Origin of the sequence: Maritimibacter alkaliphilus HTCC2654 (genome assembly GCF_000152805.1) — a bacterium.
GTDB lineage: Bacteria > Pseudomonadota > Alphaproteobacteria > Rhodobacterales > Rhodobacteraceae > Maritimibacter > Maritimibacter alkaliphilus.
Window position 1 is genome coordinate 393728 of record NZ_CH902578.1, and the last position, 25271, is coordinate 418998.

At 65.3% G+C, this 25271-nt stretch carries 21 protein-coding genes, 1 tRNA gene and 1 pseudogene; 9 read left to right on the forward strand and 14 right to left on the reverse strand.

Annotated elements, in window-relative coordinates:
• Positions 1-15: 15 nt before the first annotated feature.
• The 9 genes from RB2654_RS03075 to RB2654_RS22240 all read right to left on the reverse strand — a co-directional run bounded on the left by RB2654_RS03075 (position 16) and on the right by RB2654_RS22240 (position 8584).
• Positions 16-1935: a TRAP transporter large permease gene (locus RB2654_RS03075; RefSeq protein WP_008328490.1), complete on the reverse strand. Its 1920-nt coding sequence runs from the start codon at positions 1933-1935 to the stop codon at positions 16-18.
• Between the two features lie 103 nt (positions 1936-2038).
• The gene (locus tag RB2654_RS03080; protein WP_008328491.1) at positions 2039-2806 is read right to left on the reverse strand and encodes an alpha/beta fold hydrolase; all 768 of its coding nucleotides are present in this window, start codon (positions 2804-2806) and stop codon (positions 2039-2041) included.
• A gap of 7 nt (positions 2807-2813) precedes the next feature.
• Positions 2814-3938 carry an FAD-dependent oxidoreductase gene (locus RB2654_RS03085; RefSeq protein WP_008328492.1) on the reverse strand — a complete coding sequence of 375 codons (1125 nt, stop codon included), beginning with the start codon at positions 3936-3938 and terminating at the stop codon, positions 2814-2816.
• Positions 3938-4762: a DODA-type extradiol aromatic ring-opening family dioxygenase gene (locus tag RB2654_RS03090; RefSeq protein WP_008328493.1), complete on the reverse strand. Its 825-nt coding sequence runs from the start codon at positions 4760-4762 to the stop codon at positions 3938-3940. Before RB2654_RS03090 ends, RB2654_RS03085 begins: the two co-directional genes overlap by 1 nt.
• Positions 4755-5063: a hypothetical protein gene (locus RB2654_RS03095; protein ID WP_008328494.1), complete on the reverse strand. Its 309-nt coding sequence runs from the start codon at positions 5061-5063 to the stop codon at positions 4755-4757. Before RB2654_RS03095 ends, RB2654_RS03090 begins: the two co-directional genes overlap by 8 nt.
• A 25-nt stretch (positions 5064-5088) precedes the next feature.
• Positions 5089-6228 (reverse strand): alpha/beta hydrolase family protein, encoded by a 1140-nt coding sequence (locus tag RB2654_RS03100; RefSeq protein WP_008328495.1) that lies wholly within the window; start codon positions 6226-6228, stop codon positions 5089-5091.
• A gap of 152 nt (positions 6229-6380) precedes the next feature.
• A complete protein-coding gene (locus RB2654_RS03105) occupies positions 6381-6698 on the reverse strand; it encodes a 2Fe-2S iron-sulfur cluster-binding protein (RefSeq protein WP_008328496.1) in 318 nt (105 codons plus the stop codon).
• Positions 6695-7978 carry a cytochrome P450 gene (locus RB2654_RS03110; RefSeq protein ID WP_008328503.1) on the reverse strand — a complete coding sequence of 428 codons (1284 nt, stop codon included), beginning with the start codon at positions 7976-7978 and terminating at the stop codon, positions 6695-6697. Before RB2654_RS03110 ends, RB2654_RS03105 begins: the two co-directional genes overlap by 4 nt.
• Positions 7979-8056: 78 nt before the next feature.
• Entirely contained in the window at positions 8057-8584 is a 528-nt protein-coding gene (locus RB2654_RS22240) for a helix-turn-helix transcriptional regulator (protein ID WP_008328504.1), read from the reverse strand.
• 98 nt (positions 8585-8682) lie between these two features.
• On the opposite strand from RB2654_RS22240, the gene RB2654_RS03120 reads away from it, so the two are divergent.
• From RB2654_RS03120 to RB2654_RS03155, 8 genes are all read left to right on the forward strand, one after another.
• Complete coding sequence (locus RB2654_RS03120; RefSeq protein WP_008328505.1) at positions 8683-9264, forward strand: IclR family transcriptional regulator domain-containing protein; 582 nt, start codon at positions 8683-8685, stop codon at positions 9262-9264.
• Between the two features lie 22 nt (positions 9265-9286).
• Positions 9287-10303 carry an amidohydrolase family protein gene (locus RB2654_RS03125; protein WP_008328506.1) on the forward strand — a complete coding sequence of 339 codons (1017 nt, stop codon included), beginning with the start codon at positions 9287-9289 and terminating at the stop codon, positions 10301-10303.
• A gap of 8 nt (positions 10304-10311) precedes the next feature.
• Positions 10312-11751 (forward strand): aldehyde dehydrogenase family protein, encoded by a 1440-nt coding sequence (locus tag RB2654_RS03130; protein WP_008328507.1) that lies wholly within the window; start codon positions 10312-10314, stop codon positions 11749-11751.
• The gene (locus RB2654_RS03135; RefSeq protein WP_008328508.1) at positions 11748-13316 is read left to right on the forward strand and encodes an FAD-dependent monooxygenase; all 1569 of its coding nucleotides are present in this window, start codon (positions 11748-11750) and stop codon (positions 13314-13316) included. The genes RB2654_RS03130 and RB2654_RS03135 overlap by 4 nt, the downstream gene beginning before the upstream one ends.
• Positions 13317-13559: 243 nt before the next feature.
• Positions 13560-14012 (forward strand): MarR family winged helix-turn-helix transcriptional regulator, encoded by a 453-nt coding sequence (locus RB2654_RS03140; RefSeq protein ID WP_008328509.1) that lies wholly within the window; start codon positions 13560-13562, stop codon positions 14010-14012.
• A 132-nt stretch (positions 14013-14144) separates the two neighbouring features.
• On the forward strand, positions 14145-14822 hold the full coding sequence (locus tag RB2654_RS22245) for a hypothetical protein (protein WP_148912544.1): 678 nt from the start codon (positions 14145-14147) through the stop codon (positions 14820-14822).
• A 54-nt stretch (positions 14823-14876) separates the two neighbouring features.
• Positions 14877-14953, forward strand: a tRNA-Arg gene (locus RB2654_RS03150).
• Positions 14954-15101: 148 nt separating this feature from the next.
• Positions 15102-15551, forward strand: coding sequence for a GFA family protein (locus RB2654_RS03155; protein ID WP_008328511.1), 450 nt, complete (start codon positions 15102-15104; stop codon positions 15549-15551).
• Here the strand turns inward: RB2654_RS03155 and RB2654_RS22250 are convergent.
• The 4 genes and pseudogenes from RB2654_RS22250 to RB2654_RS03175 all read right to left on the reverse strand — a co-directional run bounded on the left by RB2654_RS22250 (position 15535) and on the right by RB2654_RS03175 (position 23500).
• The gene (locus RB2654_RS22250; protein WP_008328513.1) at positions 15535-16746 is read right to left on the reverse strand and encodes a glycosyltransferase family 4 protein; all 1212 of its coding nucleotides are present in this window, start codon (positions 16744-16746) and stop codon (positions 15535-15537) included. The genes RB2654_RS03155 and RB2654_RS22250 overlap by 17 nt on opposite strands.
• Positions 16747-16813: 67 nt before the next feature.
• Complete coding sequence (locus RB2654_RS03165) at positions 16814-17695, reverse strand: transglutaminase family protein (RefSeq protein WP_008328514.1); 882 nt, start codon at positions 17693-17695, stop codon at positions 16814-16816.
• A 4-nt stretch (positions 17696-17699) separates the two neighbouring features.
• Positions 17700-20116 (reverse strand): annotated as a pseudogene (locus RB2654_RS03170) (circularly permuted type 2 ATP-grasp protein).
• A 27-nt stretch (positions 20117-20143) separates the two neighbouring features.
• Entirely contained in the window at positions 20144-23500 is a 3357-nt protein-coding gene (locus RB2654_RS03175) for a transglutaminase family protein (RefSeq protein WP_008328517.1), read from the reverse strand.
• A 182-nt stretch (positions 23501-23682) separates the two neighbouring features.
• Here RB2654_RS03175 and RB2654_RS03180 point away from each other — a divergent pair, with 182 nt between their 5' ends.
• The gene (locus RB2654_RS03180) at positions 23683-24423 is read left to right on the forward strand and encodes a sulfite exporter TauE/SafE family protein (RefSeq protein WP_008328518.1); all 741 of its coding nucleotides are present in this window, start codon (positions 23683-23685) and stop codon (positions 24421-24423) included.
• A 50-nt stretch (positions 24424-24473) separates the two neighbouring features.
• On the opposite strand, the gene RB2654_RS03185 is transcribed toward RB2654_RS03180, so the two are convergent.
• Positions 24474-25214 carry a glutamine amidotransferase gene (locus RB2654_RS03185; protein WP_008328519.1) on the reverse strand — a complete coding sequence of 247 codons (741 nt, stop codon included), beginning with the start codon at positions 25212-25214 and terminating at the stop codon, positions 24474-24476.
• Positions 25215-25271 lie beyond the last annotated feature (57 nt).

Consider the following 25271-nt stretch of genomic DNA (forward strand, 5'->3'; position numbering starts at 1 on the left):
CTTTCAAATGGCCGCTCACATATGGCTCGGAAGCCACAGCGCGAGGGCGGGGAAGAGGATGAGGGCACCGACCTTGATCAGGTCGACGAGAACGAAGGGCGCGACACCACGATAGATCGTCGTGATGTGCACGTTTTTGGCGATGGACGAGAGCATGAAGATGTTCATGCCGAAGGGTGGCGTGATCATCCCCATCTCGACGCAGATCACCGTGACCACTCCCCACCAGATTGGGTCGAAGCCCATCTGGGTGACGAGGGGGAGGAAGATCGGCACAGTGATGACCATCATCGCATAGCTGTCCATGACCATCCCGAGTATCAGGTAAACGACGACCAGTAGCGCGATCACGCCATAGGGTCCGATCTCCATCCCCACGATCCAGCCCGACAGCATAGCGGGCACTTGGGTAAAGGCGATGAGGAACGAGAACGTCACCGCGCCAAAGATCAGCGTGTAGATGAGCGCGATGGTCGTGGTGGTTTCGGCCATCACGTTCCAAAGCTGCCCGCCGCCCAGACGCCCCCGGAACAGGGCAAAGAGGAACGCGCCGACCGCGCCGACCGACGCGGCTTCGGCATCCGTGACGATCCCGGTGTAAATGCCGCCGATCACGGCACCGAAGAGGACAAAGGCCCCGATGCAGCCCTTTGCGGCCGCAAGCAGCGCCTTGCCGTCGATGGGCGACCCTTCGGGGGCCAGACCCGGACGCAGGGTGAGCAGCACCTTGATCGCAACGAGGTAAAGCGCGATGGCCAGTGCGGCGGGGATCATCGCGGCCACGAAAAGCTGCCCGATCGATTGCTCGGACAGGAGCGCAAAGAGGATGAGCGCTGTCGAGGGGGGCACGAGGCTCCCCAAGGTGCCGCCTGCCGCGACGCTGCCGGTGGCAAGCGCTTGGTCATAGTTGCGGCTCTGCATCTCCGGCAGCGCGACCTTGCCAAAGGTGGCGGCGGTGGCCAACGACGACCCCGTCAGCGCGCCAAATCCCGCGCAGCCCGCAATGGTCGCGTGGGCCAGCGCCCCGCGCATCGGGCGCATCAGCTCGTTGGCGAAACGGTAGATGTCGGCGGACAGCCCGGCGACCGAGGCAAAGCTGCCCATGAGCAGAAACAGCGGCAGCACCGCCAGCGTTTCGCTGGTAAAGAACTTGCCTGCCTCGCTGCCCACCACAGTGCCGGCGGGACCGACCGCCAGCAGGATCGCGGTGCCGAGAAAGCCCACGATCCCCATGGATGCGGCCAGCGGCACGCCCATGACCATAAGCGCCCACATCATCGCAAAGAACACGAGTGCCGCGACCCCGGCTTGCAGCGACCGGAACCAATCGTAGCCAGGCAATAGATCGAGCGCATCGAAATAGACCAGACAGGCAACGGCGAGGATCAGGATCGACGGCACGAATTCGACGGGCCGCCAAAGCCCGCGATCCGTGCGCATGATCTCGACGCCTGCGTCCACGGCGTGGACGATCTGGATCGGTATACAAATCAGAACCAGAGTGGCCATCGCGTAGTAGAAGGGCGCGATCTGCCAGCCCAGAATGATCGACGCTTGGTCGCGGCTGTCGTAGGTGGTGGCGAGTTGAAAGACTTCGATCCCCACGAGCATCAGAAACAGCGTGAGCAGCACCGTGCCCATGAGCGAAAGCGCCCGCGCCGCATGTCCGGGCAGACGCGCAGTGACGAGGTCGAGGCTGATATGGACCGCACGCGCGGCACCCGACGGCAGGCAGGCCGCGATGGCCACGCCCAAGGCGAGGATCAGGATTTCGTTGAGACCCCGGATCGTCGTTGAGAACAGCGATCGCAGCCCAACGTCGAAAAGGGTGAGGAAGGCGATGAGCACGATCGTCACCACGCCAACGGCGGCAAGGTAACGCGTGCCCTGTTCGGCGTTTAGCGCGATGCGCCGCACCTTTGTCGTATCAGTCATGACCGTTGCCACTGTTTGCTCCCCCCATGGCCACGTGTTTCCGTTTTGTCTTGTCCACGACCATCCTCCTCCCGTGATGGTGCCCGCCCCTTTCGGGGCAGGGTCAGGTCAGTTCCTTGAGTATGGCCGATGAGGCGTCAGGATAATGCAGAAGCGGCAGATGCGCGGCACCTTCAATGGCGCGCAGGCTGGCCCCCTGTATGGCGTCGGCCAAAGCCTCGGATGCGGTGTGCGGGGCGGCTTTGTCCTCGGACCCAAAAGCGACGATGGTCGGCGCGGTGATCTTGGCCGCTGCGTCCCGGCAATCGACGACGGCGAGCGCGTCGCAGGCGGCGGCGTAGCCTTCGTCGGTGGCTCGGGAGAGGATACGGGCCAGCCCTTTGCCTTCCGGCGTCATCCGGTCAGCTTCGGTCATCCAGATGCCCAGCACGCCGCCAGCGATCGACGTGAGCCCATCGGCGCGGATCTTGGCCGCGCGGTCGCGCCACATCTGCGGATCGAGGCTTTTGACATAGCTGTTGAAGATGGCGAGCCCTTTCACTCGCGCCCCGGCCTCGGCCGCGACAAGCTGCGCGACGACGCCGCCCAGTGAGCAGCCCGAGAGAGTGAAGTCTCCCACGCCCATCTGGTCGAGCATCTCCAGAATGTCGGAGGCAAGCGCCTCGCAGGTCAGCGGTGTCTGGCTCTCCTCGCTCGCGCCATGGCCGCGAAACTCCGGGCAGATGACCCGATGCGTGGCGCTGAAGGCGGCGACCTGCGCGTCCCAAAGCGCGGCTTCGGTGCCCAGCGAATGCAGGAGCACCAGAACCGGGGCTTTGGGATCGCCCGCGACAGTCGCATGCAGGTTGTGGTCGTTAACGGTCAGAAACATCGCGTCCTCAGTACGGCTGGTTCAGTTCTGCGAGCGCCTCTTCCACGACCTTGATCTGGTCGATGGGGGAGGAGCCTGCCTTTTCCAGACGCCCAAGCGTCAGAGATTTATCGACGACGAACGCACAACGGTCGAAGCGTCGCTTCATAAAGGCATCAAGCGCGTCGTCGAGCGTCGCAGCGGCGCCGGCACATTCGCCCAGAACCACGCCGTCCTCCATCGCCATCCCGGCCCCCGACGCAAGCTGCGGCGTGGTGGCGTGGGCGGCGTCCCCGATCAGGACCACGCCATCACGATACCACGGCGCAGGGCAAACCACGGTCTCAAGCGGACGCGCGACGATGTTGCTGTCAGCCGTCAGGCCCTCGCGCACGTCGGCCACGATGCCGCCGTAGCTCTCCATCAGTTTGGCCAATCGGGTCGACAGTTCGTCTTCTGGGATCCACTCGACGGTTTCGACGGGCTCCAGAAGGAACATATACATCTCGTCAGGCGACACCGGGTTCATGCCGATCTTCATTGGGCCACCTAGGAAATAGGTGCGTCGGTCGATGCCCGGATGGCGAGGGGCCATCAGACGCCAGCATACCTGACCCACGTATTTCGGCCCTTCAACTTCGGGAAAAAGCGTCTTGCGGGTTTCCGAGAAGATGCCGTCGGCGGCCACCACGAGGTCATAACTCGCTTCGGTCCCGTCCGAAAAGCTGACCACTTTCGGGCTGCCCTCGGACATGGAGGTGACGGTCAACCCAAGCGATGCCTCGATCCCCTCGTCGCGGATACGCTGGGCAAGCAGGCGGTGCAGGGTAGGGCGCATGATGCCGCCCGCGCCTGGGATGCCTTCGCCACCCGAGGTGCGGCCCTCGATATCTGCGAGCACGTTGCCCTCGGCATCGCAGGCGCGGATATCGTCCGAGGTCCAGCCCGCCTTGAGCACATCGTCAAGGATGCCCAGACGCTTCATCACTCTGAGCGTCGGCCCGGTGATGGTGATACCGGCCCCCGACACGCCCCATTTGGCGTCCCGGTCGATGAGCCGGACGTTTACGCCCGCTTCATGCAGTGACAAAGCCGCCGACATGCCCGCTATCCCGCCGCCGATGATCAGCGCGGTTTCGAATGCGGCTACCATCAGGATACCTTGAACCGGCCGATGCCGATCCCTGTATACCAGTCGTTGACCGCCTTGTAGTAGGTCCGCTCATACGTCGCGCCATTGGCCGCACCCATCGCCGCCATCCACATGCGGATTTCTTCGCAACCGTTTCCTGCCGTATGGACGAAATCGGTGGCGTATTGGATCGTCGCGTCAACGTCGCCGCTCTCCATATGTGCAAGGAACGTCTGGTCGAACTCTTCATTCACCATGCCCATCCGCGGCGTTGCGATGTCGTGGCTGATCCCGCCGGTGGCAAGGATCGCAACGCGGTCCACGCCGTCATAATTAGCAATTGCCTGACCCAGAAACTTGCCGAGGTTATAGCTCCGCCGCATCGTCGGCATTGGCGGCTGCACGCAGTTGATGAGGACCGGCACGATAGGAAGGTCCGGGTCTACGCCCGCCAGTTCGAGCGGAGTAAGCGAACCGTGATCGAGCACCATCTCCATCGAGAAAGACGGATCGAATTCGGCCTCCAGCGCATTTTTCAGCAAATAAGAGCCGAACGCCTGATCGCCAGCAAAGGTGCGGCGCGTGGCGTGCAGCCAATGTTCGATTGGGCTTTCATAGCTTTCGGCACAACCGATGCAGTAGGCCGGGAAGTTGTCGAGAAAGAAGTTGTGCAGGTGGTCGTTCGACAGAACGATCAACGCGTCCGGCTTTCCGGCCATGAAATCGTCGCCCATCGCCTTGTATGCGGCGAAAATCTCGTCCTTCAGGGCAGCGGGGATGCTGTCGGGAAAGTTGAGCATGACGGGCGTATGCGACGCCGTGTAGATCCCAGTGATCTCAGCCATCGTTATAGTCCTCGTGATCTAGAAGGCTGCGCAGGGCGGCAAGGCTCTCGGCCTCTGGGATTTTCACCCCGATGCAATGAGCGCGCAGCAGGTAGGGGTTCACACCCGACAGATACATGCCTGCGACGTCATTCGACTTGATAGCGGTGGCAAGCTCTTCGGGCAGACCGAACCGCGCAAGATAAGCGTCGGCATCGGCGTTATAGGCTTCGAGGTGATCGGGCTTGTGGTGCAGTTCATAAAGCACCTTGTCCATCAGATAGGCCCGGGTGCTTGGCATCATTTCTTGCCAGTTGGCCATAGGTTCCTCCCTTTGGGAAAGCGGGTCAGGCGAGACGGGCTTTCAGCCAGTCGATGATCGCGTCGACGGTGCCGGGGCCAAAGCCCATGTGACCGCGGCCGGGGAACAGGCGCACCGATTTCGGGTCGCCATGTTCGGTGAGAAGCTCGATATCCGTGATCGGGCATTGCGTGTCGTTCTTGCCGTTGATCAGCAGAAGCGGCGCGCAGGGCTGATCGAGAAGGCCCTGTTCCAAGAGCGACAGAACCTTGAAGCCTTGGATGTATTCCTCATCGTTCGTGGCGCCGAGCATGCGCGATCGAGTTTCGACCAGTTCCATGAGATAGCTGTCGGGATGGCGCGATTTTTCGATCCAGTCGGGCTGGAACATGTAATGCACGCCGCCGCCCCAATTAACCGCAGCCCGGAACCGTTCGGGCATGAGGTGAGCGAGCTTCGTGGCCCAGTGACCGCCGAAAGAGCGCCCGACGATGGCGATGCGCCTTGCGTCGAACTTGCCGCAGCTTTCGACCCAGTCGAACACCGGCATGAACTGCCGCTCGCCGTCCGGGCCTGCCTTGATCGGCGATTGCCCAGTGCCGACGTTGTCGAGCGCGACCGTGGCGAAACCGCGTGCGGCGAGGCCTTCGGTCAGTATGGTCATTTCCTCTTTCCAAGCGTCGACACCGCCCCACATGACGATGACGGGTGGGTTGTCGATGCCCTCGGGCATGCGGACGTAAAAGGTAATCTCTTCGCCTTCGCCCTCGCGTCCGTCGAAGGGCACGGTCACGACCTCGATCGCGGGCTGGGCGTATTTGCCGAACGACTGATAGGCCGCGACTTCTTTCTCGTAGCTCGCCAGCTTGTCGGGATGGTTGGGGCAGGGGAAGCGGCCAAGGAAGTAATAGCCGTAGGCCTGATACCAGTTGTCCCGCGCGCTGTCGGTGTCGCCAGCGGCCTCGGCGGCGTTGGCTTTCTCGGCATAGGCGTCGCCCTGACCGGCCCAGGCGGCGGCCCAGGATTCCCCGTCGAGCCCTTGCAGGCCCTCGATCACAACCCGCGTCTGGTCGACATCGGTCAGCGCAAAGGGATGAACCCGCGCATCGAGTTTCCCAAGCATCCATTCTTTCGCGTTTTCGAGCGATCTCGGGCCGGACATTTCCGCCATATCGGACTCCTCCATTTTTCGGGTGACTTTGCCAAACCGGGCGCGGTTCTGTCTGGCATCTGTGCGCGACGGGACTTGTCCGCGAGTGCGCCGATTGGCCGGGAACGCAGTCACCGACAACCGGCGCCGCCCTGTGGGTCAATGCGCCCCGGAGCTGGGCGAAGGCGTCAGGCCCACGGCGGGACGTGCACGATGAGACCGTCATGCGCGGGGGTCAGCGCGATCTGACAGGACAGGCGCGAGGTCGCTGTCGGCTCGGTGTCGGAAAATTCGAGCATCGCCGCCTCGTCGTCACCGGGCGGTCCGACCAGGGCATAGCGGTCGTCCGTAAGCTTGCAATGACAGGTGCCGCAGGCCATCGACCCGCTGCATTCCCCGATGATGCCGGGCACGCCCGCGCCCGTCGCGATCTCCATCACGCTTGCGCCGGGCTGGGCCTGCGCCTCGATCCTGTTCCCGTCGGCGGTCAGAAACGCGATTTTCATGCCGCCTCCGATCCGCCAAAGGGCAGCACGTCGAGCGTCAGAGGGCCACGGAAAGTCACGGTCGGCACCCAGTCCGGATGAAAACCGGGGGCCAGTTCCATGTCGGGAAAGGCCGCGAGGATCTCTTCCATGATGATCGTCATTTCGAGCCTGGCGAGCGGCGCGCCCAGACAGAAGTGCCGGCCTTTGCCAAAGGCCACATGGTCGCGCACATTGGCCCGCCCCACGTCAAACGCGCGCGAATTGTCAAAGACCTCGGGATCGTTGTTTGCACCGGCGAGCGAGATGAGCACATTCGCGCCCTCGGGAATGTCGACGCCGCCGATGGTCACGGCCCGCGTCGTGCGCCGCCGCCAGTTCACGACCGAAGACGAATGTCGCAGGCCCTCTTCGACCGCGTTGGGGATCAGCGTGGGGTCGGCCTTGAGCCGTTCCCATTGGTCCCGTTCGGACAGAAGAGCATGGATCAGGTTGCCGGTCGCATTGGTCGTGGTCTCATGCCCCGCGACCATCACGCCAAAGACCAGCCCGACCACGTCGGTGATCGTCAGAACGGCATCGTCACCGCCCCGCAGGTCAAGCAGCATCGAGGCATAGTCATCGCGCGGATTGTCCTGCCGGTCTGCCACCAGACGCTGACAATATTTCCAGTAATCAAGTAGCTGGCGACCGGCCTCGGCCAGTTCTTCGCCTTCGAGCGCGCCAAATGTCATGCCCAGACGATGGTCCGCCCATACCTTGATCTGTTTGGGCGAAATGTCTTCGACCCCCAGAAGCAGGGCCAGCACTTTGGCGGGGACCTCATAGGTCAGCGCGGCCACCACATCGACGCGCTTTGCCGTGCCGATCGCCGCAATATGGTCGCGCACGATGGCACGGATGCTTTCGGCATAGGTCGCATAGCGTTTGGCGTTCAGGAAGCGCTGCGCCTTGGGCCGCAGACGGCTGTGGATGTCGGCGTCCGAATTCACCAGCGTTGGCTCGAACGAAAACCCGCCATCGCGCAAGGCCGCCACGAAATCGGGCGGAAACGGACGCACCGGGGCCAGCGTAATCGCCGCCGAAAAGCTGTCATGATCGGCCAGCACGGCGAGCACATCTTCGCGCCGCGTCACGACCCAGTAGCGGATCGCCTCGCTGAAAAACACCGGCTCTTCGGCCTGAGCCTTGGCGATGAAGTCGTAGAAGCCGTCATGCTCCAGCGGGCGATAGGCTTGGCCCAGCGCCGACGCTGGGCAGCCGCCTTGGGCCTCGGTCCAAGTGGATGTCAAAGTGGTCATGTGGTCCTCCCTTATGAAGCCCGCCCCGTCTGGTCCCATGCTCTGGGGGCGGGTCAGGCTGCTTCCTCGAAGGTCACGCTATGGGCCGGTGCGCGGAAAATCTTGTGGATGCTGGCAGCGGGCTTGTCTTTGCGCGCGGTATTCGCGAGGTGACATACCAAAGCGAAGCCGGAACGCCGTGCTCAGATGGGCCGGGTCGCGAAACCCGCGGGCCTCGGCGATATTCGAAATCTGGCGCGGGGTGCCCGTTGCCGCGCTATCGTCGGCAAGGTCGCGCGCCACCGCAGCGAGCCGTTCGTTCATCAGCCAACGCATCGGCGTCTGACCCGTGTGCGCGAAGAGGGCGTTGAGGTTGCGCGCGCTTATCCCTGCGGCTTGCGCGAGGTCGTTCAACCGCAGATCGGGGTCGTCCAGCCGGTCCCGTGCCATAGCCATGGCGGCCGCGAGCCGCGCATCCGGTGCTTCGGGCGGCGTGACCAAAGGCATCGCATAGTTCAGAAACTGGCACAGGCAATCGACCAGCCGATTCGTCCAATCGGCCCCGATCTCGGCCGCATCGAACAGATCGCGGGTGATGTTTCCGGCAACCTTGCCCGCATGGTCCACCGCCCGGAGAACGCCCGCGCCGTAGCGTTCGAAAGGTGGGAGATGCGGGCTTTCTGAGCCAGAACGGGCCGCATGGGTTGACGCTCGGCCCTCGTGTCGTGGAACTCGACTACCTCATGCGCAAGTCCGACGCGCTCCTGCTCGAAGGGGGTGCGGTGCTCAAGGAGCTTGCGGCACGGCATCCCTCGACCGCGCTTCTGGTGCGCTGGTATGGGAACAAGCTTCTGTGCGTCGCGTCGGAGGTCTCGACCCCGCAGCCCAAATCGAGCTACCCGCGCGGGCGGCCCATGCCGCTGGCCCGTGGCGCGATCAGCCGCGCCATCCTAGCGCATCTGCCACGCCGTCAGATGCTGGCGAAGATCAACGAGAACTTCGCGGACCTGCGCGAGCTTGGGTTGGGCGACACCGTGGACGAGATTGCCGAGACCCTGCGCCACATGCGCAAGGGCGGCGCCCTCGTCGCGCGCGGCGAGGTTACCGACGGGGTGGTGGGGATCGCCGCGCCCGTGTTCGACGCAAGCCGCGCACCCATCGCGGTGCTCTGCCTGACCATCGACCGCGACACATTGGACGACGCCAAGGTGAAAGACCTGTCCGACACGATCTGGGCGGCCAGCACGCGCCTGAGCGACGCCCTGACACACATGCGTTCCGAGGACATGGTCCTCGGGGAACTTTGACCTTCGAGAAACGAGGCAGCCCATGAAAAAGATCGACATCTTCAACCACATCTGGCCGAAGCCCTTTCACGAGGCGCTGATCGCCCATGTGGGCGAGACGACGGACATCACCCGCCGGTCCGAGGCCGTGCCGATGATGACCGACCTCGACCGCCGGTTCGAGGTGATGGATATGTTCGGGGACGACTACTGCCAGATCCTGTCGCTCGCCTCGCCGCCGTTCGAGAAATACGCCGATCCCGAGAAGTCGCTGGAACTGGGCAAGATCGCGTCGGACAGCATGGCGGAGCTGTGCCAGAAATATCCCGACCGCTTCCCCGGCTTCATCGGGTCCGCCGTCATGAACAACCCGGACGCGGTGGTGGACGAGGCGCGGCGCAACATCGAAGAGCTCGGCGCCGTCGGGATGCAGATTTTCACCAACGTCGGGGGCAAACCGCTCGACCTGCCGGAATTCGAGCCGTTCTTCGAATACATGGCGCAAAGCGGCAAGGCGGTCTGGCTGCATCCGGCGCGGGGTGCGAATTTCCCCGACTACCTGACCGAGAAACAGTCGGAATACGAAATCTGGTGGACCTTCGGGTGGCCCTACGAAACCTCCGCCGCCATGGCGCGGATGGTGTTCTCGGGGCTTTTCGACCGGAACCCGGGCCTCAACATCGTGACACACCACGCGGGCGGCATGGTGCCGTTCTTCGAGGGTCGTGTCGGACCGGGCTGGGACCAGATGGGCGCTCGCACCACCGACCGCGATCTGGCCGCCGTCCGCAAGGCGCTGAAGAAGCCGCATCTTGAGTATTTCAAGGATTTTTACGCCGACACGGCCACCTTCGGCTCGGCCACGGCCATCAAGCACGCCATCGAGTTCTTCGGCGAGGATCACGTCATGTTCGCCTCCGACGCGCCCTTCGATCCCGAGGCGGGGCCGATGTATATCCGCGAGACGATCCGCATTCTGGACGAACTCGACATCTCCGACGAGACACGTCGCAAGGTCTATCAGGACAACGCGGCGAAATTGCTCGGCCTGACGCTCTGAGGTCCGCCATGACGTATCCGACCGCACGGCATTTCATCGGCGGCACATGGGTGTCTGACGGGGCGATGGGCGAAAGCGTGAACCCGGCCGACGACACGGTGCTCGGCCAGTATCATGCGGGGTCCGCCGCCCTCGTCGAACAGGCCGCGCAAACGGCGCGCGAGACGTTTTTCGCGACCGACTGGGCGCACGCGCCACGCCAACGCGCGCAGGCGCTGTTCGAATTCGCCGACCGGATGGAGGCCGCGCGGGACGAGATCGTCGACCTGATCGTCGCCGAGAACGGCAAGCTCCGCTCCGAGGCGATGGGCGAAACCATGGGGTCGATTTCCGAGGTGCGCTATTACGGCGGACTGGCGCGCAACCTCAGGGGAACGATGCAGGAAATCAGCCCCGGCCAGATGTCGCTCTTTCACCGCGAGGCGGCGGGTGTGGCGGGGATCATCGTGCCGTGGAATGCGCCCGTCACGCTTCTGGTGCGCTCGCTCGGCCCGGCGCTCGCGGCCGGCTGCACCTGCCTTATCAAACCCGCGCACCAGACACCGCTGGTTCATGCCCGCGTCATGCAATGCCTTGCCGACTGCCCGTCGCTTCCGCCGGGCGTCGTGAACTCGATCAACGAAAGCGGGATCGAGGTGGGGCAGGCCATCGTGTCCTCGCCGCTGGTGGACACGATCTCGTTCACCGGGTCATCGGCCACGGGCAAAGCGATCATGGCCGCGGCGGCGCCGACGCTGAAGCGTGTCGGGCTGGAGCTTGGCGGCAAGGCGCCCGCCGTGATCTTCCCCGATGCCGATCTGGACAAGGCCGTGGCTGAACTCACCCATGGGGCGCTGACCATGGCCGGTCAGATCTGCGTCGCGGCGGCCCGGTTCCTCGTGCATGAAAGCATCGCGAAGGACTTCGAGGACAGGATCAAGGCAAGCTTCGCCGCCGTCCACGTCGGACCGGGCAACGACCCGGCAAGCGAGATGGGCAGCTTGATCGACCGCGCGAACCTCGACCGGCTCAGGACGATCATCGAACGGGCGGGCGACGAGGGCGAGATGGTGCTGCGCGGCGAGGCGCTGAATGCCGGGGCCTTCCTGACTCCGACGCTGTTTCGGATCGACGACGTGGCATCGCCGCTTGTGCAGGAGGAACTCTTCGGTCCGATCGTCTCGCTCGAGACCTTCACGGACGAGAGCGAGGCGGTGTCGAAGGCGAACGCGACTTGCTACGGGCTTGCCGCCAGCGTCTTTACCACCGACCTGTCGCGCGCCATGCGCATGAGCCGCGCGATCCGGGCGGGGACCGTCTGGCTCAACAGCCACATGCGCCTTGCCGCCGAGGCCGAAACGGGCGGCTTCGGCCAGTCCGGTCTGGGGCGGCTGCACGGGCCGGAAGGGCTGCATGACTTCATGGAAACGAAACATATCTACCTCGAACAGGGAATGATCGGCGGATGAAGGCACGAACGGATTACGACGTCGTTATCTCGGGCGGGGGGCCGGTCGGCATGGGGCTCGCCATCGAGTTGGGGCAGCGCGGCATTCCGGTGCTCGTGATCGAACGCTACCCCGAACCGCAGCCCATTCCCAAGGGCCAGAACCTGACTCAGCGCACCACCGAAACGCTGCATTTCTGGGGCTGTGAAAAGGAACTTCGCGCGGCCCGGTCGATCCCCGACGAGGTCGGCATCGGGGGGCTTACGCTCTACGAACACCTCCTCAGCGACTATCATTACGACTGGCTGAACCGCTCCAGCGTGAACGAGTATTATTTCACGACCAACGAACGGCTTCCTCAGTATGAGACGGAAAAGGTGCTGCGGGCGCGGGCCGAACAGATCCCGTCAATCGACATCCGCTACGGCTGGACGGTCGAAAGCGTGACGGATCACGGCGATCACGTTTCGGCCACGGCGACCCGCCGCGACGGGGCCGAGCGCGATACGGTCACGGCGCAATATGTCGTCGGGTGCGACGGAAGCCGCTCCGTGGTGCGCGCGACGGGCGGTATCCCGCAGACCCAGTCGGACCATGACAAGCTGATGGTGCTTCTGGTGTTCCGGTCGATGGAGTTGAACGACCTGTTGAAACGCTATCCGGGCAAGGCGTTCTTCAATGTCCTGCACCCGGACCTCAAGGGCTACTGGCGCTTTTTCGGCCGCGTCGACGTGGGGAGCTTCTTTTTCCACGCGCCGGTCCCGGCGGGCACGACCGAGACAGACGATTTCGAGGCCCTGCTTCATGAGGTGGTCGGGCGTCCCTTCGCGCTCGACATCGACTACGTGGGCTTCTGGGATCTGCGCGTTTCCATCGCGTCGCATTACCGGGCGGGGCGGGTGTTCGTCGCGGGCGACGCGGCCCACAGCCATCCGCCCTACGGCGGATACGGCATCAACACGGGGTTCGAGGATGCCCGAAACCTCGGCTGGAAGCTCGCGGCGCGGCTTCAGGGCTGGGGGGGCGAGGGGTTGCTCGACAGTTACGATGCCGAACGGCGGCCCGTGTTCGAATCGACGGCGCGTGACTTCATCGAGTTCTTCATCGAAGACGACCGGCAGTTCCTTGAAACCTACGACCCCCGCAAGGACCGGGACGCGTTCGAGACCGCGTGGAACAAGCGCAACGCCACCGCCGCAGAGGTCGCGAATTTCGAGCCGAACTACGAAGGGTCGCCGATCGTCGCGAGCGAAGGCGGTGCGCCGAGTGCGCGGGGCGATCACAGGTTCGAGGCCCGCGCCGGGCACCATCTCGCACCGCAGATCCTGTCGGACGGCGCGAACGTCTTCGACCGCCTCGGGGCCGGATACACACTGCTGAATTTCGCGCCTTCCGGAACGGTGGATGAGGTCGTCGCGGCGGCGTCCAGAGAAGGTATTCCTTTGACGGTGGTCGAGGACGGCGCGCCGACAGACTACGGCGCGTCCCTGATCCTCGTGCGCCCGGATCACTACGTGGCATGGAGCGGCGACGATCCGTCCGAGGGCGCGGATGCGCTGTTGAAGGCGGCGGCGTCGGCGTCGTGAGGTCTGGTGCGTCAGTGCGCTGGTCGGGCAGCGAAGACGTTCAGTCGGCGCTGTGACCGCGTGGCGCGATCTCTGCGGAGCACTGTGAAAACGGTCCTGCCTCGCCGAACGCCTTTCGCGTGTTCGTCCGCGACACAGGCGACGCTTCGCAGATGCGGTGATCCATACCCGTTTTTCACGTGCACGGCGCGCTTGTCGGCTTAGTATCCTTGGTTCAGGGCCTCCAAGACGGGTGAATGTTCAGTGAACGACGACGACGCCTTCGATCAGGCCGGTTTGCGAGACGCGGAATGGCCGTTTTTCTGGATCACCCAGACGGCGCATCGCTACACGCAGGTGATGGAGGCGCGGCTCAAGACGATCGGCGTCGATCCGACCTATTGGCGCGTGATGATGGCCCTTGGTGAGGGCAAGGGGCTCTCGGTCTCCGAGATTTCCGCGCAATGCATCCTGAAACCCAACACAGCGACCAAGATCGTGCACCGGATGCTGGCAGAGGGGCTGGTCGAGACCGGCGACCGCGCTGGCGACGCGCGCGTAACCGAGGTGATGCTGACCGGAAAGGGGGATGCACTCGCGGCCAAGGCGCGCGTCGTGGCGGATGAAGTCTATGTGCAGGCCTTCGCGGGGCTGTCGCAGGACGAACGGCTCGTGCTGGACATGCTGCTGGAGCGGGTGTTCAACCGACTGGGCTAGGGCGGTGCCTGTGGCTTGCCCTGCGGGCGGTGCCCCGTACGGCGCGCTCGCATTGGGGCGGGCGGAGGGTCGACCGAGGAGACCCGGCCGCCGTTGTGTGACGGGCGGCCGAGTGCGATAGCGGTGGGCGACATGATTATCTGCCACGACAGACGTCTTATCTTCCTCAAAGGCCGCAAGGTCGGCGGGACCGCGCTCGAAATCGCGTTGTCGACCGTCTGCGGGCCGCGCGACGTCATAACTCCGCTCACGCCCGAGGATGAGGCCCTGCGCCGCGACGTGGGCGGGCGGGGGCCGTGTCACCACGACCGGGCGCGCTGGCCCGGCACGCTCTGGCCCCGGCGGGTCGCATTTCGCAATCATTCCACCGCCGCCCAGGTCCGCGCGCAGGTGCCGGAGGCGACCTGGACCGGATACCGAAAGATCGCGATCACACGTGATCCGTTCGACGTGGCGATTTCGCGCTACCATTGGCGGCGCTCGCGGGGGGCGCTCCCGGACGATATGGATTTCGGCGGGTTCGTCGCGGCCCGACGGCATCGGCTGGACGCCAACAGCCGGATCGCCCCGCATCGCGGGCCGGACAAAGTGGACCTGCATTTGCGCTATTCCTGCCTGCTTCAGGATCTGCGCGACAACGACCTGTCCGACATCGCGGAGCTCGTCGCGCGCATCCGGCCCAAGGGCGGCCTCCGCCCACGCGAGGCCCGTGTCGCCGAGGTCTATCGCGCCCATCCCGAGGCGCTGGAGATGGTGGCCGAAGCCTGTGCCTCGGAAATCGCGGCCTTCGGATACCTGCGCCCTGCGTGAGACCGCAAATCCTGTTGCGAGCCCGCCAGCCTTGCCCTATACCGCGCGAACGACGCACCCGTAGCTCAGCTGGATAGAGCGCTGCCCTCCGAAGGCAGAGGCCATAGGTTCGAATCCTATCGGGTGCGCCACATTTATTTGCGCCACCGCTTCGCTACTTGAGCGCCTGTTTGGCGCGTTCGAAGGAAACCCTTCTCGGCGCGCCAACATCCTTCCTCTCCGACGTGACCTTTGACGCCGCGCGCGTTTGCGCCAGAGTGGTGCGTAAAGGAGGGCCGGATGATGAGTGAACTGCACGAAGGGGGCTGTGCCTGCGGCGCGGTGCGCTACCGGACCGTGGGGCAGCCGGTCAGGGCCGGTGTCTGTCATTGCCGATACTGCCAACTTCGCACCGGGTCCGCATTCGGCGTTTCGGTCTATTTCGCGCAGGACAACGTGACCGAACTGTCGGGGGCTTTGCGCGATTACACGTTCCACACGGAAAGCGGGCGCGCCTTCACCACGCGGTTCTGCACGACGTGCGGCACCAGCGTGTTCTGGCGGCTCGAGGTGTTTCCCGATCTGGTCGGGATCGCGGGGGGGACGTTCGATCCGCCGACGTTCTGGTTCGACGTGACGCGCGAGATTTTCACCCGGACCCGTGCGCCGTTCCTGAGGCACGACCTGCCGGACAGTTCGGAAACCTCGGCCAGCTACGTGCCAGGCGGCGCCGTCAGCGGCGGGACTTGATCGCCTCCTTCACCGCCTTGGGGATGAACCGCCGCCATGTGCGCGGAAAGTTCGGGTCGGGGGTGAAGGACGACCACGCCTTCGGTGACCACTCCGGCGCGGGCTCGGCCATCACCGCGCGAAACAGGTCGGCATAGGCCCGTGCGGTTCCGGCGCTGGAAAACCGTTCGCGGGCGGTGGCGGCGACGGCGGCGCTCATCGCGCGCAGGTGGTCGCGATCCTGATCGAGCCTGTGAATGCCTTGGGCGAGGGCTTTGGCGTCCTCCTGCGGGACGAGGAGGCCGGAGCGGTCGTGATCGACCATGAAATCGGTGATGCCCTCGATGTTGAAGCAGGCAGGCACCGCGCCCGCCATCATCGCCTCGATCAATGCGTTCGGCATGCCTTCGAATTTCGAAGTGAACAGGTAGATGTCCACGTCGCCCAACAGGTCGGGGATCTCGCCCGGACCGAGGGCGCCGAGAAATTCGACCCGGCCCGCCGCGATATGGGGCGCAAGCTCTGTGCGCAGACGGTCGCCGTGGCGGCCCTTGCCCGCGATCCTGAGGCGGTAGTCACAGCCGAGCGCGTCGAGTTCGGCCAGGATCGCGGGGATATGCAGCACGCCTTTCTGGCCGTGTTCAAGGCGCCCGACGAACCCCAGTTCCAACCGCGCACCCGTGCCGCGCACACGGGCGGCGGCCGCATCGAAGGGGGCCGGATCATGGCCGTTCGGGATGAGCACGAGCTTGTCCGGGTCCGCGCCATAGTCGGCGATCAGATCGTCGCGCAGACGGGGGCTGAGGGCCACGATCCGGGCGAGCCGTTCGGCCCGCGACATGGTGATCCGGTACCCGTGGTCGAACGCGTTGGCGCAGCGCGACATGACACGCACGCTTTGCGGCAGATGCGGGATGGCCGAAAGGATCGCGAAGGAGTTGATGCCGAGCGCGATGTCGATGCGTTCCTCGGCACACCAGTCGACGAAGGCGCGCGCTTGCCGTTTCGCGTTGGACACGTCGGGCACAAGCAGGTGGCAGCCGTCATCGGCATAGGCCGCTTCCCACAAGTCCGCATCCTCGCGCCCGACGCTGACGCAGCGCATGTCGATGCCATGTTTCAGAAGCTCGGGCCGGATGTTGCGGTAGAAGGTGAAGGTTCCGCCATCCTTCGGAACCGACCCGAAGGCGACGCGGATCGTGGGGCTGTCAGTCATTTGTCGGGAACGGTCCCTTGCGTGAGAATAGGTGGTCGGACCGATGCCCGCGGAATGCATGGGGAATTCACGCGACAACCGGGATGACGTCAACCGCCTGCGAACTGTCCTGACCGCCGGACCCGCGCAAAGCGCCGCGCACCGGGGCCACGTCGTCATAGTCGCGCCCGTGGGCCACGGTGACGTAGTCGGCGCCCGCGAATTGCGCGTTGGTGGGGTCGTATTCGACCCAGCCCAGTTCCACGCCCACCCAGGCCCGCACCCAGGCGTGCATGGCATCGGCCCCTTCGAGACGCGGCTCGCCCGGGGGCGGATCGGTGCGCAGGAAGCCCGAGACATAGCCCGCCGGAATGCCCAGCCCGCGCAGGCAGGAAATCATGATATGGGTGAAATCCTGACAGACCCCGTGCCGCTTGGCGAAGGCCTCGGCGGCGGGGGTCGCCACATCGGTCGCCGTCGCATCGAAGCGCATTTCGGAATAGAGCGCGCGCCCCACCGTTTCGACCGCCTGCAAGGTGGTCATGCCGGGCGTGACATGCGCCTGTGCGAAGGCGGTCATGTCGGGTTGCGGCCCGGCCCGGCACGAGGGCGCGGTGAAATGCTGCGGGGCGATGGGCGACAGCCCGCGTTGCATGTCGATCTCGGCCCCCAGCGCCTCGACCGTCGGCGAGAAGTCCAGAAACTTGGGGTCGGGGCGCCGGTCGAACCGGGCGGCGAGGTCGATGGTGATCGCCTCGACCGGCTCGTGCCAGACCACGCTCGTCAGGGTGTTGCCGAAGAAATCCACCCGCTCGCGCCGCTCGGCCGGCATCGGGTCGAGGGTGAGCAGGCGGGCGAGCACCTTCTGCGTCGCCGGAATGTCGTTGGGCAACAGACGCAGCACGAGCCGCGACTGGTCCGAGGGGGTTTCATAGCTGTAGGCGATGCGCAGTTTCACGTCATAAAGCATTGCGTCACCTCAGATAAGCCGCCGAGACCTGCTCGGAAATCGCGGCCAGATCGCCGCGCAGTTCACCGAAGACGGCAGGCGTGATCGCAATGGGGTCGGCCACTTCCAGCCGGGTCTTGAGCGGCAGGATCGCGCGCAGAAGCGGGCCGGGGCGGCCGTCGGGCATGATGTCGGGCAGGCCCTCGACCAGTCGCTTCATCTCGTTCACCTGAAACAGGACGGCGCGCGGGTTGTCGGCGTCGAGGGCGAGAAGGTCGACCACCGTGTCGCGGTTCGTGTTTATGCGGTAACGGCGCTGATGGGTCATCACGCTGTCGGCCACCTCGACCGCGATGTCGAAACAGCCCGCGGGCGCCTTGGAATCGGTGAACGTCGCAAGCATGGCAAGCAGCCCGTCGGCCCGTTCGATCGCGCGTCCAAGCGACAGGAACCGCCAGCCCGCGAACCGATACATATTCTCGTGCACCAGCCCCGCGAACCCGGTGATCTTGCGCAGAAGAACGCTCATCGCGCGGGCGGCATCGTCGCCCGGCGTCGCGGTCTCGCGCATCGCGCGCATGGTCTTGTCCAGATCCTTGAGCGCGAGCCAGCCGTCGGTCGAGAAGCGGTCGCGCACCTTCGACGCGCAGGTCTGCGCGGCGGCGAGCCGGTCGAGCAGCGCCGCAGGCATCGCTTCGGTCGGGTCGACGCCGAACGGGGCAAGGTAGGCCTGTATCGTCCTGAGGCGCGGATCGTCCGGCCCGTCGGTGGTCGCAAGGCGCAGGTGATAGGCGCGCACGAGCCGGATCAGGTCTTCGGCCCGCTCGAGGTAGCGTCCGAGCCAGTACAGGTTGTCGGCCCCGCGTGACGGCAGCGTGCCCGAGGTGATGCGCCGATAGGGCTGGTCGTCGGTCGGCGTCAGCGTGGGCTGCGGCACCGGGCCGTCGGATGCGATCCAGACATCGGCCACCGACCCGCCGCGCTGCATGGCAAGCGCGGTGGCGTCGCCTTCGGGGCCGATCCGGGCATAGCCGCCTTCATGAAGCTCCAGCCCTTGTCCGTGCGGGCGGCAAAGACGCGCACGGTCATCGGGCAGGGGCGCAGGCGGCCGGTTTCGCCGTCCCCGACCCAGGCCGGCGTGGTGGACAGGTTCACCGCCTGTTGCCCGACGAGAGAGGCGCCCTCGGTCGCCAGCAAAGTGTCCAGCGGTCCGCGCGCCGCGTCGCGCACGTCGCCGCCGACGATGGCGTTGGCGCCCCAGTCGAAGGGCAGGTCCACCGACAGGGCCGGACCGATGACGAGGTTTTGCGCGTTCGACCGCACGTATTCCCGCTCGCTCGGGCTGCCGCACCACCATGTCGCGATGTTGGGCATCGCCAGAGGTTCGCCGTTCAGAAGCCTGTTGATCTTGGGCAGGAACGCCATCAGCGCGCGGGTTTCCAGCACGCCCGATCCCAGCGCATTGGCGAGGGCGAGGTTTCCGGTCGCCACCGCCTCCATCAGCCCCGGCGTTCCGATCTGGCTGTCGGGTTCGAACTCCAGCGGATCGGCGAACTGCGCGTCGATCCGGCGCCAGAGCACGCCAAGCGGCTGCGGCCCCTCGATCGTGCGCACCATCGCTTCGCCGTTCTTGACGATCAGGTCTTCGCCTTCGAGCAGCATGAGGCCCAGATATCGGGCGATATAGGTGTGCTCGAAATAGGCGTCGTTGGCGGGGCCGGGGGTAAGGATGCCCGCGCGACGCGGCAGCCCCTCGCGCCGGTTGGCGAGCGTGTCCAGCGCATGTCTGAAATCCCCGAAGAAGCCTGCGAGCCGGTGAATGCGGTCGCCCGAGAAGCTTTCGGGAAAAATGCGGCTGGTGGCCATCCGGTTTTCCAGCGCGAACCCGGCCCCCGACGGGGCCTGCGTCCGGTCGCCCAGGACGAACCACGACCCGTCCGGGGAGCGCCCGATCTCGAACGCGAGGAAGTGGAGGTAATGCCCGCCCGCCGGTTCGACTCCGACCATCGGCCTGAGCCATGCCGGATTGTTCGCGACTAGATCGACCGGCAGATGCCCGTCCGCCACCAGCTTGCCCGGCCCATACAAGTCGGCCATCACCGCTTCGAGCAGATCGGCGCGCTGCGACAGGGCAGTGCAGATGCCGTTCCATTCGGTCTCGTGCAGGATCACGGGCACATGGCTGAGGGGCCATTCGCGTTCCGACAGCGGCTGGTTGGAATACTGGCGGAAATAGACCCCGGCATCGCGCAGATACTGGTTGCCGCGCTCGAACCGCCCGGCGACCTGCGCGGGCGTCAGACGTGAAAACGCATCCACGAAGGGTTGCCAGACCGGGCGCATCTCGCCTGTCGTGCCGAACAATTCGTCCGACACGCCCGACTGCGGCGCGTAGCCTTCGAGATAGGGCGGGGTCACGCGGACCCCCGCTTGCTGTTCCATTGCGTCTCCGAGCGCGTCGCGATTGACTTAGACCAGCCCGACGGGGCGGCGCAGGTCAAGGGTCATCGGAAACTCCGGATGGGTGGGTTCGGGTTCCGGTCGATAGGCCTTGGTCGAATGACCATGCGCCTCGAACCGCGCCAGTCGCCGCGCCTCGGCCTCGTTCCCGTTGACCGGGAAGGTGTCGTAATTGCGCCCGCCGGGGTGTGCGACATGATAGGTGCAGCCCGCCAGCGCATGGCCTGTCCAGTCGTCGTAGATGTCGAAGGTCAGCGGCGCGTTGACGGGCAGAGTGGGATGCAGGGCTTCTGCAGGTTGCCAGGCTTTGAACCGGACCGCACCCACCGACACGCCCGACGTGCCGGACCGGGCGAGGGGAACGGGGCGGCGGTTGCACATCACGCGGTAGCGGTCCTGATGGAGCGTCGTGAGCTTGACCTGAAGCCGCTCAACCGAACTGTCCGTGTAGCGCACCGTGCCGCCGATCGCGCCGGTTTCACCCAGCACGTGCCACGGCTCCAGCGCCTGCCGGATTTCGAGGTTGATGCCCTCGGCGTCGACCTGACCGCAGAACGGGAACCGGAACTCGGCCTGTGCTTCGAACCAGACCGGGTCGAGGTCGAAGCCGTGCTGGCGCAGATCGGCGAGCAGGTCGAGGAAATCCTCCCACAGGAAATGCGGCATCATGAAGCGATCGTGCAGCACCGTGCCCCAGCGCACGGGCTTGCCCTCGACCGGCGCATCCCAGCAGCGGGCGATGATGGCGCGCAGCAGCAGTTGCTGGGCCAGCGACATGCGCGGATGCGGCGGCATCTCGAAGCCCCGGAACTCGACCAGCCCCAGACGGCCCGTGGGACCGTCGGGTGAGAACAGCTTATCGATGCAGATTTCGGCCCGGTGGGTGTTGCCGGTCACGTCCGTCAGCATGTTGCGCAGCAGTCGATCCACCAGCCACGGCGGCGGGACGCTGCCGTTTGCGGGCGGATTGATCTGGGACAACGCGATTTCCAGCTCGTAAAGCGTGTCGTGGCGCGCCTCGTCGATGCGCGGGGCCTGAGACGTCGGGCCGATGAAGAGGCCGGAGAAGAGGTAGGACAGCGACGGATGGCGCTGCCACGTCAGGATCAGCGACTTGAGCAGGTCGGGGCGGCGCAGGAACGGGCTGTCATTCAGCGTGCCGCCGCCCACGACGACGTGATTGCCGCCGCCGGTTCCGGTGTGGCGCCCGTCGATCATGAACTTGTCGGCGCCGAGACGGCATTGCCGCGCTTCTTCATAAATCGCCTCGGTGGTCGCCACGCAATCGTCCCAGCTATGGGCCGGGTGAATGTTCACTTCGATCACGCCGGGGTCCGGGGCCACGCGGATCACGTTCAGGCGTGGATCGTGCGGGGGCGAGTAGCCTTCGATATGGACCGGGATGCCAAGCGCGCGGGCGCTTTCCTCGGCGGCGGCGACAAGCTCGAGGTAGTCGTCCACGCTTTCGGTCGGCGGCATGAAGACGCAAAGCCGCCCGTCGCGCGGCTCGACCGACAGCGCGGTGCGCACCACGCCGCCAACGGTGTCGAGCACCTGTTCCACGATCTCCTGTGCCGGCTCCGCGCCCTGCGCCTCACTCACCGGCTGGGCGCGCGACCTGTCGGTCTCGGGCGCGCGCTTTTCCAGCTCCTCGTGATAGTCGGGCAGGTCGCCGACCTCGATCGAAGGATCGGTGACGTAGTGATAGGGATACTGCGCGGGCGGCACATGCGGCAGCGCCCCCAGCGGCAGACGGAAACCGGCGGGGCTGTCGCCGGGAATGAGGAACAGCTTGCCGCGCCGGGTCTTCCACACTTCCGACAGCCAGCGCGCGCCGGTCGCCTTGGTCTGCCAACGCTGGATGGGGAGGACGTAGCCCACCGGCTGATCCAACCCCCGCTCGAACACGCGGGCGAACCGGCTGCGCTCCTCGGGGTCTTTCAATTTGCTGTCCTCGGGCGTCACGTTCGGGGGCAGCTTGCCCTCCTTCAGCATCCACTCGGCCGGGTCTTCATAGACCGCATGGGTGAACTTGCCGTCGAGCCCCAGCCGCGCGGCGATCCCATCGAGCAGTTTCTCGGCCTCCGGTGCCCCCGCGCCGGTGTCGTCGCCCTCATGCGCGATGAGGCTTTCGTCACGCCAGACGGGTTTGCCGTCGCGCCGCCAGTAGAGCGAGAAGGTCCAGCGCGGCAGGCTTTCGCCCGGATACCACTTTCCTTGCCCGTAGTGCAGGAACCCGCCCGGTGCGAAACGGTCGCGCAGGCGGCGGATGAGTTGATCGGCGAGGGCGCGTTTCTGCGGGCCGACGGCGGCGGTGTTCCACTCGTCGCTCTCGAAATCGTCGATGGAGACGAAGGTCGGCTCGCCCCCCATCGTCAGGCGCACGTCGTTTTTCTCGAGGCTCGCGTCGACCTGCTGGCCGAGTTTGTTCAGCCGCTCCCACGCCTCGTCGGAAAAGGGTTTGGTGATGCGGGGATGTTCCGACACGCGCTTTACCTGCATGTCGAAGGCGAAATCGACCTGCGGTGTGCCTGCCGAGGAATAGCCGCCCGCGATGGGGGCGGCGTTCACGTAATGCGGCGTGGCGGCCAGCGGGATATGGCTTTCGCCCGTCAGAAGCCCCGATGTGGGGTCCAGCCCGATCCAGCCCGCACCGGGGATGAACACCTCGCACCAGGCGTGAAGATCGGTGAAATCGTGGTCGGTCCCCGACGGGCCGTCGAGCGATTTCAGGTCCGGCTCCAACTGGATCAGGTAGCCCGACACGAACCGCGCGGCGAAACCCAGATGGCGCAGCACCTGCACCAGAAGCCAGCTTGAATCGCGGCAGGAGCCGGAGCCGATCCGAAGCGTCTCGTCCGGCGTCTGCACCCCCGGTTCCATCCGAATGGTGTATTCGACATGCTTCGAGATCGCGGCATTCAGCCCGACGAGGAAATCCACCGTCCGCTTTTCGCCCAAGTCCAGCGAGCCGATGAACTTGGCAAGCCCCGGCCCCTCGGGTTCCGGGGTGCGGTAGATCGCCAGATCGGGGGTCAGCTCGGCCGGATAGTCGAAGGGCCATTCCTCGGCATATTCTTCGACGAAGAAATCGAACGGGTTGTAGACCGACATATCGGCGACCAGATCGACCTCGATCTTGAACTCGGTCACCGGCTCGGGAAACACGAAACGCGCCAGCCAGTTGCCATACGGGTCTTGCTGGTGGTTCACGAAATGGCCGCCGGGCGAGACCTTGAGCGAATGCGAGATGACGCGGGTGCGTGAATGCGGCGCGGGCCTGAGCCGGATGATCTGCGGCCCCAACGTGACGGGCCGGTCATACTTGTAATGGGTCAGGTGATAGATGCTCGCATGGATCGCCATTTGGGGCCTTCCGTTTGTCTGTCTCCCCCACGTTATTGGGATGGGCCGGGGTGTAACACCCTCATTTCACGCGAAACCTGACAAACGCGGGTCGCTGCCCAAAAATCAGGCGTTCGTGACGTTCCGCAGGTTTCCTCGCCCGTCCCGCGTGGTATGGGACCGCAAAACAACACGGGACGCTCATGGACATTCAAGCCGTCATCCTCGTCTGTCTCGCCTTCGCCGCCGGGGGAATCGTCAAAGGGGCGACCGGGGCGGGTGCGCCGCTGTTCGCGGTCCCGCTCATGGCGATGCAGCGCGACATTCAGTTCGCGGTGGCGGTGTTCGTGCTGGCCAACATCGTGCCGAACCTCTGGCAATTCCTGCAATACCGGCGCGCGCTCGAGGCGCCGCGCTTCGCGGTGTTCTTCGCGGCGGCGGGCGGGGTCGGCGTCGGGTTGGGAACCGTCGCCTTAGCGGGATGGGAGCCCGACCTACTGGTGTTCGGCGTCGGGCTGGTGCTTGCGGCCTATGTGGTTTTCCGGCTGCTCAATCCGCGCTGGCGACTGACCATGGCGGCCGGATGGCGCGCCGCGGTGCCTGCGGGACTGGTGGCCGGGGTCTTGCAGGGGGCGACGGGCCTGTCCGCGCCCGTTTCGATCACCTTCCTCAACGCGCTCGACCTGAAACGCGAGACCTTCATCGCGACGATTTCGCTGTTCTTCGTGACGCTTGGGGTGGTCCAGTTGCCGGCCCAATTCGCATTGGGCGTGACGAACCCGCACCTCGTGCTGTTGAGCGCGCTGGCCCTGATCCCGCTCATGCTGGGGATGCCGGTGGGGGCATGGCTCGGGCGCAGGCTGCCGCAGGTGATGTTCCAGCGCGCGGTCCTCGTCATCCTCGCGGTGCTTGCCGTGCGGCTGATCTACAGCGGGATTGCGTGAGCTTCAGGTTTTAAGTGCGAAACACGGGGTAAAGCGTTGATAATAAGCCCTTACCGGCGATAGCGGGTCGCGAAGTTTCGCAGGACCAGCGCCGGGGCTTCGACCGTTTCCGCATGACCCTTCGCGATCAGACTTTCGGCCTCGTCGGGCGCGAAATAGCCGCGGTGCTTGTAGATGTTGATCCGGGTTTCCAGCCCGTGTCCGTCAAGCTCGGGGTGGAACTGCGTGGCATAGACGTTCGCGCCGAGCCGGATCATCTGAAAAGGGCACGGCGCGGATTGGGCGAGGTGGACGACCCCATCGGGCAGATGTTGCAGAGCTTCTTTGTGCCCGACGAAAGCCTTGAAGCTGGCGGGCATTCCGGCGAGCAAAGGGTCGGCCTTGCCCGCATCGGTCAGGGTGCAGGTCGTGGCGCCCACAGGCTCGCCGTAGCGGGCCTTGGACACCGAGCCGGGTTCGAGGTGGTGGCCCAGAATGCCGATCCCGTAGCAGCAGCCGAGGAACGGCAGGTCGCGTTCTGTGATTTCGGGCATGAGCGACAGGATCGACGCCTCGATCCGCGCCTCGACCGGGTCTTTCGTCTCCGGCGCATCCGAAACGCAGCCCGGACCGCCGCCGACGATCACGCCGGAATAGGCGGTCAGGTCCAGATCGTCCGGCAAATCCTCTTGATCCAGACGGATGCGGTGCACCTCGCCCTCGTCCAGACCGCCCTTGGCGAGTATCGCTGCGAATTCATCGTCCGCGGCGTCGGTTTCGGGGCGAAGCTGAAGGATCAGAAACGGTTTCATGGGGCCGGACTTAGCCGCGCGGGGCCGGGCCGTCTATCGCGCATTCGGTCGCGTGCG